Source organism: Enterobacter cloacae subsp. cloacae ATCC 13047 (assembly GCF_000025565.1).
Taxonomy (GTDB): Bacteria; Pseudomonadota; Gammaproteobacteria; order Enterobacterales; family Enterobacteriaceae; genus Enterobacter; species Enterobacter cloacae.
On sequence record NC_014121.1, the window covers coordinates 4,602,321 to 4,615,005 of the forward strand.

Annotated in this window: 9 protein-coding genes; 6 read left to right on the forward strand and 3 right to left on the reverse strand. The window is 57.5% G+C overall.

Features of this window, described 5'->3' with window-relative positions:
* The first annotated feature begins 29 nt into the window (after positions 1 to 29).
* Together lsrK and ECL_RS22365 are read left to right on the forward strand one after the other, a co-directional pair.
* Positions 30 to 1,622, forward strand: a complete 1,593-nt coding sequence (gene lsrK / locus ECL_RS22360) for an autoinducer-2 kinase (protein WP_013098852.1) — start codon at positions 30 to 32, stop codon at positions 1,620 to 1,622.
* 164 nt (positions 1,623 to 1,786) lie between these two features.
* On the forward strand, positions 1,787 to 3,808 hold the full coding sequence (locus ECL_RS22365; protein ID WP_013098853.1) for an NADPH-dependent 2,4-dienoyl-CoA reductase: 2,022 nt from the start codon (positions 1,787 to 1,789) through the stop codon (positions 3,806 to 3,808).
* Here the strand turns inward: ECL_RS22365 and rlmG are convergent.
* Positions 3,805 to 4,941: a 23S rRNA (guanine(1835)-N(2))-methyltransferase RlmG gene (rlmG, locus tag ECL_RS22370; RefSeq protein WP_013098854.1), complete on the reverse strand. Its 1,137-nt coding sequence runs from the start codon at positions 4,939 to 4,941 to the stop codon at positions 3,805 to 3,807. The two genes, ECL_RS22365 and rlmG, sit on opposite strands and share 4 nt — an antisense overlap.
* 85 nt (positions 4,942 to 5,026) lie before the next feature.
* Between rlmG and ECL_RS22375 the strand changes: the two genes are divergently transcribed.
* The 4 genes from ECL_RS22375 to sstT all read left to right on the forward strand — a co-directional run bounded on the left by ECL_RS22375 (position 5,027) and on the right by sstT (position 9,268).
* Complete coding sequence (locus ECL_RS22375; RefSeq protein ID WP_013098855.1) at positions 5,027 to 5,530, forward strand: YgjP-like metallopeptidase domain-containing protein; 504 nt, start codon at positions 5,027 to 5,029, stop codon at positions 5,528 to 5,530.
* A gap of 70 nt (positions 5,531 to 5,600) precedes the next feature.
* Positions 5,601 to 6,599, forward strand: coding sequence for a Gfo/Idh/MocA family protein (locus ECL_RS22380; protein ID WP_013098856.1), 999 nt, complete (start codon positions 5,601 to 5,603; stop codon positions 6,597 to 6,599).
* Between the two features lie 251 nt (positions 6,600 to 6,850).
* The gene (locus ECL_RS22385) at positions 6,851 to 7,816 is read left to right on the forward strand and encodes a TerC family protein (protein ID WP_013098857.1); all 966 of its coding nucleotides are present in this window, start codon (positions 6,851 to 6,853) and stop codon (positions 7,814 to 7,816) included.
* Positions 7,817 to 8,026: 210 nt separating this feature from the next.
* Positions 8,027 to 9,268: a serine/threonine transporter SstT gene (sstT, locus tag ECL_RS22390; protein WP_013098858.1), complete on the forward strand. Its 1,242-nt coding sequence runs from the start codon at positions 8,027 to 8,029 to the stop codon at positions 9,266 to 9,268.
* Positions 9,269 to 9,361: 93 nt separating this feature from the next.
* Here the strand turns inward: sstT and ECL_RS22395 are convergent, their stop codons facing one another.
* Positions 9,362 to 10,849 carry a UxaA family hydrolase gene (locus ECL_RS22395; protein WP_013098859.1) on the reverse strand — a complete coding sequence of 496 codons (1,488 nt, stop codon included), beginning with the start codon at positions 10,847 to 10,849 and terminating at the stop codon, positions 9,362 to 9,364.
* A gap of 17 nt (positions 10,850 to 10,866) precedes the next feature.
* A complete protein-coding gene (uxaC, locus tag ECL_RS22400) occupies positions 10,867 to 12,279 on the reverse strand; it encodes a glucuronate isomerase (protein WP_013098860.1) in 1,413 nt (470 codons plus the stop codon).
* Positions 12,280 to 12,685 lie beyond the last annotated feature (406 nt).

Below are 12,685 nucleotides of genomic sequence, written 5' to 3' on the forward strand. Positions count from 1 at the left end.
AAGCCCTGCGCTAACAACGAGGCAAACTCATGAGTTACCTTTTAGCGTTAGATGCAGGGACAGGCAGCGTGCGTGCCGTTATTTTCGATCTGCTGGGCAACCAGGTTGCCGTGGGTCAGGCCGAGTGGCAGCACCTGAGCGTGGAAAATGTGCCGGGCTCGATGGAGTTCGACCTCAATACCAACTGGCGGCTCACCTGCCAGTGCATCCACCAGGCGCTGGATCGCGCGCACCTGAGCGCGGCGGATATCCAGTCCGTCGCCTGCTGCTCCATGCGCGAAGGGATTGTGCTGTATGACCGCAACGGTGAGGCCATCTGGGCCTGCGCCAACGTCGACGCCCGCGCCAGCCGCGAGGTGGCCGAACTCAAAGAGATCCACGACAACCAGTTTGAATCCGAAGTGTACGACGTTTCCGGCCAGACCCTGGCCCTGAGCGCCATGCCGCGTCTGCTGTGGCTGGCGCACCATCGCCCGGATATCTATCGCAAGGCTGCCACTATTACCATGATCAGCGACTGGCTGGCGGCGAAGCTCTCCGGCGAGCTGGCGGTCGATCCATCAAATGCGGGCACTACGGGGATGCTGGATCTCTTCTCCCGCGACTGGCGGCCAGCGCTGCTGGATATGGCCGGGCTGCGCGCCGATATCCTCTCTCCGGTGAAAGAGACCGGCACCGTGCTGGGCGCTATCACTAAAGAGGCCGCGCAGCAGAGCGGCCTGCGTGAAGGCACCCCTGTGGTGATGGGCGGAGGCGACGTGCAGCTGGGCTGTCTGGGGCTGGGCGTGGTCCGCGCCGGGCAAACGGCGGTGCTGGGTGGTACTTTCTGGCAGCAGGTGGTCAATCTGCCGCAGGTGCGCACCGATCCTGAGATGAATATTCGCGTAAACCCGCACGTCATCCCCGGTATGGCGCAGGCGGAGTCGATCAGCTTCTTCACCGGCCTGACTATGCGCTGGTTCCGCGACGCCTTCTGCGCGGAAGAGAAGCTGATCGCCGAACGTATGGGGATGGACACCTATTCCCTGCTCGAGGAGATGGCGAGCCGGGTGCCCGCGGGTTCGCATGGCGTGATGCCCATCTTCTCCGACGCGATGCATTTTAAGCAGTGGTACCACGCCGCCCCGTCGTTTATTAACCTCTCCATCGACCCGGAAAAGTGCAACAAAGCGACGCTGTTCCGCGCGCTGGAAGAGAACGCAGCGATCGTCTCGGCCTGCAACCTGGCGCAGATCTCACGTTTCTCCGGCGTTAACTTCGAGAGCCTGGTGTTTGCCGGAGGCGGGTCGAAGGGGGCGCTATGGAGCCAGATTTTAAGTGACGTCACCGGTTTGCCGGTGCGCGTACCGGAAGTGAAAGAGGTGACGGCGCTGGGTTGCGCCATTGCCGCCGGAGCCGGGGCCGGTCTGTTTGCGGATATGGCCACCACCGGCGAGCGGCTGGTGAAATGGAGCCGCGAGTTTACCCCGAACCCGCAGCTCCGGGCGCTGTACGATGGCATGATGCAGAAGTGGCAGGCGGTGTACGCCGACCAGCTCGGGCTGGTGGACAGCGGGCTGACGACGTCAATGTGGCAGGCGCCGGGGCTGGTGCGTTCCCCCTCACCCCGCCCCTCTCCCTAAGGGAGAGGGAGATTGAGTCCCCTCTCCCTGTGGGAGAGGGTTAGGGTGAGGCATTATTTGAATCCCATCACAATCACTGCATTCCCCTTTTCCCTTTTACTTCGTGCTGGCTAAATTAGTAACTCATCCGACCACATAACAATAATTTTACACTGGAAGAGACTATGAGCCGCTACCCGTCGCTATTCGCCCCCCTCGATCTGGGGTTCACAACGCTCAAAAACCGCGTGTTGATGGGCTCAATGCATACCGGGCTGGAGGAGCATCCGGACGGGGCCGAGCGTCTGGCGGCCTTTTATGCCGAGCGCGCGCGCCACGGGGTGGCGCTGATCGTCACCGGGGGTGTGGCTCCCGCGCCATCAGGCGTGGGGATGGAAGGCGGAGCGGTGCTTAACGATGCGTCACAGCTGCCGCACCATCGCATTGTGACCGATGCCGTTCACAGCGAAGGCGGTAAAATTGCCCTGCAAATCCTGCATACCGGGCGTTATAGCTATCAGCCCAATCTGGTGGCACCGTCGGCCATTCAGGCACCGATTAACCGCTTCAAGCCGCATGCCCTCAGCCACGATGAAGTGCTGGCGCTGATTGACGACTTCGCCCGCTGTGCGGCGCTGGCGCGTGAAGCGGGCTATGACGGCGTCGAGGTAATGGGCTCCGAGGGCTATCTGATTAACGAATTCCTCGCCGCCCGCACTAACCAGCGTGACGACGAATGGGGTGGCGATTATGCGCGACGTATGCGCTTTGCCGTCGAAGTGGTACGCGCCGTGCGCGAACGTGCGGGCGCTGACTTTATTATCATCTTCCGCCTGTCGATGCTGGATCTGGTGGAAGGCGGCGGGACGTTTGACGAGACCGTCCAGCTGGCGCAGGCGATTGAAGCCGCCGGTGCCACCCTCATCAATACCGGGATTGGCTGGCACGAGGCGCGCATCCCGACTATCGCCACGCCGGTACCGCGCGCGGCATTCACCTGGGTTACGCGCAAGCTGAAAGGCAAAGTGTCTGTTCCGCTGGTGACCACTAACCGTATTAACGATCCGCAGGTGGCGGATGATGTCATCTCACGCGGCGATGCCGATATGGTGTCGATGGCGCGTCCGTTCCTGGCAGATGCAGAACTGCTTTCCAAAGCGCAAAGCGGGCGTGCGGATGAGATCAACACCTGCATCGGCTGTAATCAGGCCTGTCTGGATCAGATCTTCGTCGGGAAAGTGACCTCCTGCCTGGTTAACCCCCGCGCCTGCCATGAAACCAAAATGCCGGTGCTCCCGGTAGACAAATCAAAACGCCTGGCGGTTGTCGGGGCGGGCCCCGCGGGGCTGGCGTTTGCGGTAAATGCGGCGTCGCGCGGGCACAGCGTGACGCTGTTCGATGCCGCAGGCGAAATTGGCGGGCAGTTTAATATTGCCAAACAGATCCCCGGCAAAGAGGAGTTCTATGAAACGCTGCGCTACTACCGCCGGATGATCGAGCTCACGGGTGTGGATCTGCGGCTCAACCAGTGGGTAAGTGCGCCAGATCTGCTGGATTACGACGAGGTGATCCTGGCAAGCGGGATCGCCCCGCGCACGCCTGCGATCGAGGGTATCGATCATCCTAAGGTGCTGAGCTATCTCGATGTGCTGCGCGATAAAGCGCCGGTTGGGGAAAACGTGGCCATTATCGGCTGCGGTGGGATCGGCTTTGATACCGCCATGTATTTAAGCCAGCCGGGCGAGGCCACCAGCCAGAACATTGCCGAATTTTGCGTGGAATGGGGCATCGACACCAGCCTGAGCCAGTCCGGCGGCCTGCGCCCGGAAGGGCCACAGCTGCCAAAAAGCCCACGGCAGATCGTCATGCTGCAGCGTAAAGCGAGTAAGCCGGGTGAAGGACTGGGGAAAACAACCGGCTGGATCCACCGCGCCACCCTGCTTTCGCGCGGCGTGAAGATGATCCCGGCGGTGAGCTATCAGAAGATCGACGACGACGGCCTGCACGTCACGATCGGCGGTGAGCCACAGCTGCTGCGCGTGGATCATGTGATTTTATGTGCCGGGCAGGAGCCAAAGCGCGATCTGGCGGATCCGCTGCGTGAGGCAGGTAAAACGGTGCATTTGATCGGCGGATGCGATGTGGCGATGGAGCTGGATGCGCGGCGGGCCATTGCGCAGGGCACCCAGCTTGCACTGGTTATTTAGCGACGACGTCCCAGCTTCACCGCTTTCAGCACCACGAACTTGTTGTTGGTGGCGATGGTGACGCAGTTACCGAAAATCTTCTTCAGCTTGTGGAAGTAGTCCAGGTGACGGTTCGCCACAATATACAGCTCGCCGTTGATTTTCAGGCAGCGGCGCGCATGGTGGAACATCTCCCACGCGACGTTATCCGTCAGGGCGTGCTTCTGGTGGAACGGTGGGTTGCAGAACACGGCGTTGAAGCGGAAAGGCTCTACGCCGGACAGCGCGTTATTGATCATAAACTCGCAGCGATCCAGCGCCTCTGGCATGTTGGTTTCCACGTTCAGACGGCTCGACGCCACCGCCATTGGCGATTCGTCGCTGAAGACCACGCTGGCTTGTGGGTTCTTTGCCAGCAGCGTCAGGCCAATCACGCCGTTACCGCAGCCGAGATCCACAATCTCCCCTTCCAGATTTTCCGGCAGATGTTCAATAAAGAAACGTGCGCCGATATCAAGGCCGGTACGTGAGAAGACGTTCGCGTGATTGTGGATGGTCCAGTCGGTGCCTTCCATCTTCCAGCTCAGCGTCTCTGGCGCGTCAGCCAGTTCCGGCGCGCTGAAGGTACAATTGATCAGGCGCGCTTTTTTCCAGGCCAGCGTCGTGGTGGTCGGGCCCAGCACTTTCTCGAACAGCTCCAGCGTTGAGGTATGAATATCACGCGCCTTCGCGCCCGCGATGATGCGCGTCTCTGGCGTGACGACTTTCCGTAATGCACGCAGTTGCTGCTCCAGCAACGCCATGGTTTTTGGCACTTTGATCAGCACCACGCCCGGCGCCTGCGGGTAGTCTGCGGTGCTGTCGAGGAACTTCACGCTGGATTCATCGAGATCGTTGTGACGCAGGTTTTCACGCGTCGCCAGCTCGCTTAAGTATGAATCGCCAATGCTGTAAGGCGTGTGCGCCGCCAGGGCGCAGCCCAGCGCTCCGAAGGCATCATTCAGGATCAGAACCGGGCCGCGAATTTCAGTGTCATCCAACTGTTGCAGCAGATATTCATCCGCCGCTTCCCACGCCTGAAGCGGGTTAACGTCGTCCGTCTCCGGGAAACGTTTAAGGTTGAGTGAACGGAAACCGTTGTCTAAGTGGCTCATCGGCCCTCCTGAATGGTAAAATTTCGGCGTTATCCCTGAAAAGGGTGCGTGAGTATACCCGTTTTCAACTTATTTTGGGGTTTTGATGAACCAGCTGACTTATCTCCAGGGCTACCCGGAGCATTTGCTCTCCCAGGTACGCACGTTAATTGCCGAGCAAAAACTGGGGGCGGTGCTGGAAAAACGTTATCCCGGCACGCACGATGTCGCGACCGATAAGGCCCTCTGGCAGTATACGCAGGATCTCAAAAACCGGTATCTGAAGAGTGCACCACCCATCAATAAAGTGATGTACGACAACAAGATCCACGTGCTGAAAAACGCGCTCGGCCTGCATACGGCCATTTCACGCGTCCAGGGCGGTAAGCTAAAAGCAAAAGCCGAGATCCGCGTCGCCACCGTCTTTCGCAACGCACCGGAAGCCTTTCTGCGGATGATCGTGGTGCACGAGCTGGCGCACCTGAAGGAAAAAGAGCATGACAAGGCGTTCTATTCCCTGTGCTGCCATATGGAGCCACAGTACCATCAGCTGGAGTTTGATACCCGTTTGTGGCTTACGCATTTATCGTTAAAGAGTAATGCGCAGTAGCGCACTGGTTTTGCAACAATCACGTGCTACAGTGGCTAAAGGTTCCCCGCTATGGAGTACGTAAACGTTTATGATACGTTTCGCAGTCATTGGTACGAACTGGATCACGCGCCAGTTCGTCGACGCCGCCCACGAAACCGGCAAACTTAAGCTCACCGCCGTCTATTCCCGCAGCCTTGAACAGGCGCAGGCCTTCGCGAACGATTATCTGGTTGAACATCTGTTCACCTCGCTTGATGAGATGGCGCAAAGCGACGCCATTGACGCGGTCTATATCGCCAGCCCGAACGCCCTGCACTTCCCGCAAACCCGGCTCTTCCTCAGCCACAAAAAACATGTCATTTGCGAGAAGCCGTTGGCCTCGAATATCGAGGAAGTGGAAGCCGCCATTCAGTGCGCCCGCGACAACCAGGTGGTGCTGTTCGAAGCGTTCAAAACCGCCAGCCTGCCGAACTTCCTGCTGCTACAGCAGTCTTTGCCGAAGGTGGGCAAAGTGCGCAAAGCCTTTATTAACTACTGTCAGTACTCGTCGCGCTACCAGCGTTATCTGGACGGCGAGAACCCGAACACCTTTAATCCGGCCTTCTCCAACGGCTCGATTATGGACATCGGTTTCTATTGCCTGGCCTCTGCGGTTGCCCTGTGGGGCGAGCCGCACGGCGTAACGGCCACTGCCAGCCTGCTGGAGAGCGGCGTGGATGCACACGGTGTCGTGGTGCTGGATTACGGTGATTTCAGCGTCACGCTGCAGCACTCCAAAGTGAGTGACTCCGTCCTGCCAAGTGAAATTCAGGGTGAAAACGGATCGCTGGTTATCGAGAAGATCTCCGAATGCCAGAAGCTGAGCTTTGTGCCACGCGGCGGTAAAGCGCAGGAGCTGACGCAGCCTCAGCATATTAACACTATGCTCTATGAGGCAGAGGTCTTCGCCCGTCTGGTGGAAGACAACGAAGTGAATCACCCGGGGCTTGCGATAAGCCGCACCACGGCGAAGCTGCAAACGGAAATCCGTCGCCAGACCGGCGTGGTTTTCCCGGCAGACGGCGTGAGTACTGAAGCTATCGCGTAAAGCTGTGTAATGAATGACTGAGGACCATTGACGAAACTGATGGTCTGACATATTTTGTTACGAGCAAAGGGGAGTAACTTCCTTGCCGGTGGATCGTCATTACGATGCGTGCAAAACCGCATCCGGTCGCCGGGCAACCTTCGTGGTTGTAAGTGAGACCTTGCCGGAAGGCGAGGTCTATGCATAAAAAGCTAACGGCTATCGTCTTCTGACCATGGCCGTTTTTGTTTTTTATGTGTAAGGAAAATAGTATGCATTCTGTCGGCACTCCAATGTTGTGGGGCGGATTCGCGGTTGTCGTGCTCATCATGCTGGCAATCGACCTCTTTTTGCAGGGCCGTCGCGGCGAGCACGGTATGAGCGTCAAGCAAGCCGCCGTCTGGTCGCTGGTGTGGGTATCCCTCTCACTCCTTTTCTGCGCCGCCTTCTGGTGGTATCTGGCCTCGACCGAAGGCCGTGCGGTGGCTGATCCTCAGGCGCTCGCCTTCCTCACCGGTTATCTGATTGAAAAAGCGCTGGCGGTTGATAACGTCTTCGTCTGGCTGATGCTGTTCAGCTACTTTGCCGTGCCTGCTGCCCTGCAGCGTCGCGTGCTGGTTTACGGCGTGCTGGGGGCAATCGTCCTGCGTACCATCATGATCTTCGCCGGTAGCTGGCTGATAACCCAGTTCGAATGGCTGCTGTACGTCTTTGGCGCGTTCCTGCTGTTCACTGGGGTTAAAATGGCGCTGGCGAAAGAAGACGAAACCGGTATTGGTGATAAGCCGCTGGTGAAGTGGATCCGTGGTCATCTGCGCATGACGGACAAAATCGAGAGCGAGCATTTCTTTGTCCGCAAGAATGGCCTGCTGTTCGCCACCCCGCTGCTGCTGGTGCTGATTCTGGTGGAGCTGAGCGATGTGATCTTCGCCGTGGACAGTATCCCGGCTATCTTCGCCGTCACTACCGACCCGTTCATTGTGCTGACCTCTAACCTGTTCGCTATTCTCGGTCTGCGTGCGATGTATTTCCTGCTGGCAGGCGCGGCTGAGCGCTTCTCAATGCTGAAGTACGGTCTGTCGGTGATCCTGGTGTTTATCGGTATCAAGATGCTGATTGTCGATTTCTACCATATCCCGATTGCCATCTCGCTCGGCGTGGTGTTTGGCATTCTGCTGGTAACGCTGATTATCAATACCTGGGTTAACCGCCAGCACGATAAAAAGCAGCAGGCGTAGTGCGTTTTGCCGGGTGGCGCAGCGCCACCCGGCGCTTTCGTTAATCAATAGTTAAAAAACATGACGCAACACGTAAAATCCAGCATTTTACTCTTCCGCCTTTCCTCGCTTTCCCTGATACTCAACCAGGCAAACAAATACTTACATCCGGACATAAATGTGCCTTAGAGCACAGCCAGGATGGAACGCAATTTCACTCAGGAATAACGTATGAGCACACAATCACGCGGTCTGTTCGCGCGCCTGGCGCAGGGCAGCCTTGTAAAACAAATTCTGGTCGGGTTGGTACTGGGTATTCTGCTGGCTATGGTGTCAAAACCTGCTGCAGAAGCCACGGGGCTGCTTGGAACCCTTTTCGTTGGCGCACTGAAAGCCGTGGCACCGGTACTGGTTCTGATGCTGGTCATGGCGTCGATTGCCAACCACCAACACGGACAAAAAACCAACATTCGGCCGATCCTCTTCCTGTATCTTCTGGGCACCTTCTCCGCTGCCTTAACCGCCGTGGTATTTAGCTTCCTGTTCCCGTCTACGCTGCACCTAACCAGCGCGGCCGGTGATGTCACGCCGCCATCCGGGATTGTGGAAGTGCTGCGTGGCCTGCTGATGAGCATGGTCTCTAACCCAATCACGGCGCTGATGAACGCAAACTACATTGGCATCCTGGTCTGGGCAATTGGGCTGGGCTTCGCGCTGCGTCATGGTAATGAGACCACGAAAAACTTGGTTAACGATGTCTCGAACGCCGTGACCTTCATGGTGAAAATCGTTATTCGCTTCGCCCCAATCGGTATTTTTGGTCTGGTCTCCTCTACGCTGGCAACCACCGGTTTTGACGCGCTGTGGGGCTACGCACAGCTGCTGATCGTCCTGGTTGGCTGCATGCTGCTGGTGGCGCTGGTAGTTAACCCCCTGCTGGTGTTCTGGCAGATCCGCCGCAACCCGTATCCACTGGTAATGACCTGCCTGCGTGAAAGCGGCGTGTACGCCTTCTTTACCCGCAGCTCTGCAGCTAACATTCCGGTTAACATGGCGCTGGCGGAAAAACTGAATCTGGATCGTGATACTTACTCCGTGTCTATCCCGCTGGGTGCAACCGTGAACATGGCGGGCGCGGCGATCACCGTCACCGTGCTGACCCTGGCGGCAGTGCATACGCTGGGTATCGCGGTGGATCTGCCTACGGCGCTGCTGTTGAGCGTGGTGGCCTCGCTGTGTGCCTGTGGCGCATCCGGCGTGGCGGGCGGCTCTCTGCTGTTGATCCCGCTGGCGTGCAATATGTTTGGTATCCCGAACGAAATTGCCATGCAGGTGGTCGCAGTCGGCTTCATTATCGGTGTGCTGCAGGATTCCTGTGAGACGGCGCTGAACTCTTCTACCGACGTGCTGTTCACCGCTGCGGCCTGTCAGGCGGAAGATGCGCGTTTAGCGAAGAACGCATTACGAGGTTAACAGCAAAACGGCAACCCTGAGGTTGCCGTTTTTAGTGTTTGTCCCCTCTCCCGTGGGAGAGGGTCAGGGTGAGGGCACCGGCCCGCACCCAACTTACAACGTCACCCCACTCTTAAAGATCGCCAGCTCACGGAAGTCGTTTTTCTCGTTGCAGGTCTGCTTGCCGTTGGCAAATTCCACAATACTGTCCACAAACTCCGTCAGCAATTCAGGCATTGCTTTACCGTGAATGAGCTGACCGGCATCAAAGTCGATCCAGTGCTTTTTCTTCGCCGCCAGTTCACTGTTGGTGGCAATTTTGACCGTCGGGACAAACCCGCCGTACGGCGTACCGCGGCCGGTGCTGAACAGCACCATGTGGCAGCCGGCACCGGCCAGCGCGCTGGTGGCAACCGCATCGTTCCCCGGGGCGCTCAGCAGGTTCAGTCCGTGGGTTTTCAGGCGTTCGCCGTAGCGCAGGACATCCACCACCTGGCTGGCGCCCGCTTTCTGGGTACAACCCAGTGACTTCTCTTCAAGCGTGGTGATCCCACCCGCTTTGTTACCCGGCGACGGGTTCTCATAAATCGGCTGGTTGTGAGCGATGAAGTACTGTTTGAAATCATTCACCATGGTGACCGTTTTCTCAAACGTCGCTTCATCACGGCAGTGGCTCATCAGGATACGCTCGGCACCGAACATCTCCGGCACTTCCGTCAGCACCGTCGTTCCCCCGTTGGCGATCACATAGTCCGAGAAGCGGCCCAGCATTGGGTTCGCGGTGATGCCGGAAAGACCGTCCGAGCCACCACACTCCAGCCCAAACTTAAGCTCGCTCAGCTTGCCCGGCTCACGTTTATCGTGGCGCATCGCCTCATACAGCTGGTGCAGTTGCTCAACGCCCGCTTCCACTTCATCATCCTGATGCTGACACACCATAAAGTGCACGCGCTCAGGGTCAAACTCGCCCAGCGTCTCCCGGAAGGCATCCACCTGGTTGTTCTCGCAGCCCAGGCCAATCACCAGCACCGCTCCCGCGTTCGGATGACGCACCATGTTTTGCAGCATGGTACGGGTGTTGATGTGATCGTCACCCAGCTGTGAACAGCCGTAGGTGTGGCTGAACAGGTGCACGCCGTCAATGCCTTCGGCATCGTGAGTCTCTTTCAGGAAACGCGTCTGGATTTGACGCGCGATCCCGTTCACGCAACCGACTGTCGGGAGGATCCAGAGTTCGTTGCGGATCCCTACCTCACCGTTGGCGCGGCGGTAGATCTGCACCTCACGATCCGCCGCCTGCTCCTCTTGCGCATGGAAATCAGGTTGATAGCTGTACTCGTCCAGATCGCTCAGATTGGTGCGGGTATTGTGGGAATGAATGTATTCACCCGGCGCAATATCCGCCAGCGCATGGCCAATCGGTAAACCGTACTTCACCACGTTCTCCCCTTTCATAATGGGGATCAGGGCAAACTTATGTCCACGTCCAATGGCCTGGCGCAACGTGACCGATTGATTACCGAAAGTGACCTCTGTTCCTTCGGTCAGATCTGCCAGCGCGACGCCGACGTTATCCAGCGAATGGATTTTGATGTAGTGCATATCAACCTCAAACGGGCTTAGTTCAGTTCAATGGCGAAGTAGTCACGCGCATTGTTAAAGCAGATGTTTCTCACCATCTCGCCAAGCAGCTGGATATCCGCCGGTGCTTCGCCCGCGTGCACCCAGCGGCCAATCATCTGGCACAGAATGCGGCGGAAGTATTCGTGGCGGGTGTAGGAGAGGAAACTGCGGCTGTCGGTCAGCATCCCGACAAAGCGGCTTAACAGACCCAACTGCGCCAGTTGCGTCATCTGACGCTCCATGCCATCTTTCTGGTCATTGAACCACCAGCCGGAGCCGAACTGCATCTTGCCCGGCATCCCTTCCCCCTGGAAGTTGCCGATCATGGTGCCCAGCACTTCGTTATCGCGCGGGTTCAGGCAGTAGAGGATGGTTTTGGGCAGCAGGTTTTGCTCGTTCTGTTTGCTCAGCAGTTTAGAGAGCGCTTCGGCCAGCGGACGGTCGTTGATGGAGTCAAAGCCCACGTCCGCGCCCAGCAGTTTGAACTGACGCTGGTTGTTATTACGCAGCGCGCCAATGTGGTACTGCTGCACCCAGCCGCGACGGGCATATTCAGCGCCAAGGAAGACCAGTACCGCAGTTTTGAACTGGGCGACTTCATGCTCGCTCAGGGCTTCACCGGAGAGACGGCGCGCCAGAATGCTATCCAGCTCGGCTTCGTTAGATTCTGCAAACAGCACCACGTCCAGCGCATGGTCAGAGACTTTACAGCCGTGTGCCGCAAAGTGATCCAGACGTTTGATCAGCGCACTCTGCAGGTCCGCAAAACGACGGATGTCGGTGTCAGAAACCTCGCCCAGCTTCGCCATATAGTCGCTAAAGGTGTCGAGTTCGATGTTAAAGGCTTTATCCGGACGCCAGCTTGGCAGCACTTTGATATCAAACGCGGTGTCTTTTGCAATGACCGCGTGATGTTCAAGCGAGTCGATCGGGTCGTCGGTGGTGCCCACCATCTTCACGTTCATCTGCTTCATGATGCCGCGCGCGGAGAAGTTATCCTGTGCCAGCAAGTCGTTGCACTGCTCCCAGATATCATCCGCCGTAGCCGGTGAAAGCAGCTTACCGGTAATGCCAAACGGACGGCGCAGTTCGAGGTGCGTCCAGTGATAGAGCGGGTTACCGATGGTCTGCGGCACGGTAGCCGCCCAGGCATCAAATTTCTCGCGGTCGCTTGCGTCGCCGGTACACAGGCGTTCAGCGACGCCGTTGGTGCGCATGGCGCGCCATTTATAGTGATCGCCCTTCAGCCAGATGTCATACAGGTTTTTAAAACGGTAATTGTCGGCAACCTGCTGCGGCGGTAAATGGCAGTGGTAATCAAAAATGGGCTGGTCTTTTGCGTAGTCGTGATACAGGCGGCGGGCAAATTCAGTGTCTAACAGAAAATCGTCGGTCATAAACGGTGTCATTATCGTCTTCCTCGTAACGGGAGCGGCAGAAAGCTTATGTTCAGATGCTGCAAAGTTATCACACCAATTTCCAGAGCCTGAGGTTTTTTTCGTGAGTTGGATCAATAAACCCGGACAAAAAATTACCCCGAATGAGGTAAACCCTTCTGCAGACCGCGTCAGAACTGGCTTCGCCTGCGCCAGATAATGCCCCTACAAAGAATCATACATTTGTGATGTCACTCACCTTTTAAAGTTGTATGACAAGTTATCTTTTCGCCGTCGCAAACACGCAGCCGACGGAATGCATTACCGGTGTCAGACATCGGATTTAACGGTACGGAAACCGACTTATGCACGCTTATTTATGGCAAGGTTCGGGCCGTTCCGGGACGTTCTCCCGGTTACGCCCCTCCCGTTACACAGC

Excerpts from the sequence above, each read along its gene's own strand:
- lsrK (WP_013098852.1), top strand. The coding sequence starts at position 30 with ATGAGTTACCTTTTAGCGTTAGATGCAGGGACAGGCAGCGTGCGTGCC.
- ECL_RS22365 (WP_013098853.1), top strand. The coding sequence starts at position 1,787 with ATGAGCCGCTACCCGTCGCTATTCGCCCCCCTCGATCTGGGGTTCACA.
- rlmG (WP_013098854.1), bottom strand. The coding sequence starts at position 4,941 with ATGAGCCACTTAGACAACGGTTTCCGTTCACTCAACCTTAAACGTTTC.
- ECL_RS22375 (WP_013098855.1), top strand. The coding sequence starts at position 5,027 with ATGAACCAGCTGACTTATCTCCAGGGCTACCCGGAGCATTTGCTCTCC.
- ECL_RS22380 (WP_013098856.1), top strand. The coding sequence starts at position 5,601 with ATGATACGTTTCGCAGTCATTGGTACGAACTGGATCACGCGCCAGTTC.
- ECL_RS22385 (WP_013098857.1), top strand. The coding sequence starts at position 6,851 with ATGCATTCTGTCGGCACTCCAATGTTGTGGGGCGGATTCGCGGTTGTC.
- sstT (WP_013098858.1), top strand. The coding sequence starts at position 8,027 with ATGAGCACACAATCACGCGGTCTGTTCGCGCGCCTGGCGCAGGGCAGC.
- ECL_RS22395 (WP_013098859.1), bottom strand. The coding sequence starts at position 10,849 with ATGCACTACATCAAAATCCATTCGCTGGATAACGTCGGCGTCGCGCTG.
- uxaC (WP_013098860.1), bottom strand. The coding sequence starts at position 12,279 with ATGACACCGTTTATGACCGACGATTTTCTGTTAGACACTGAATTTGCC.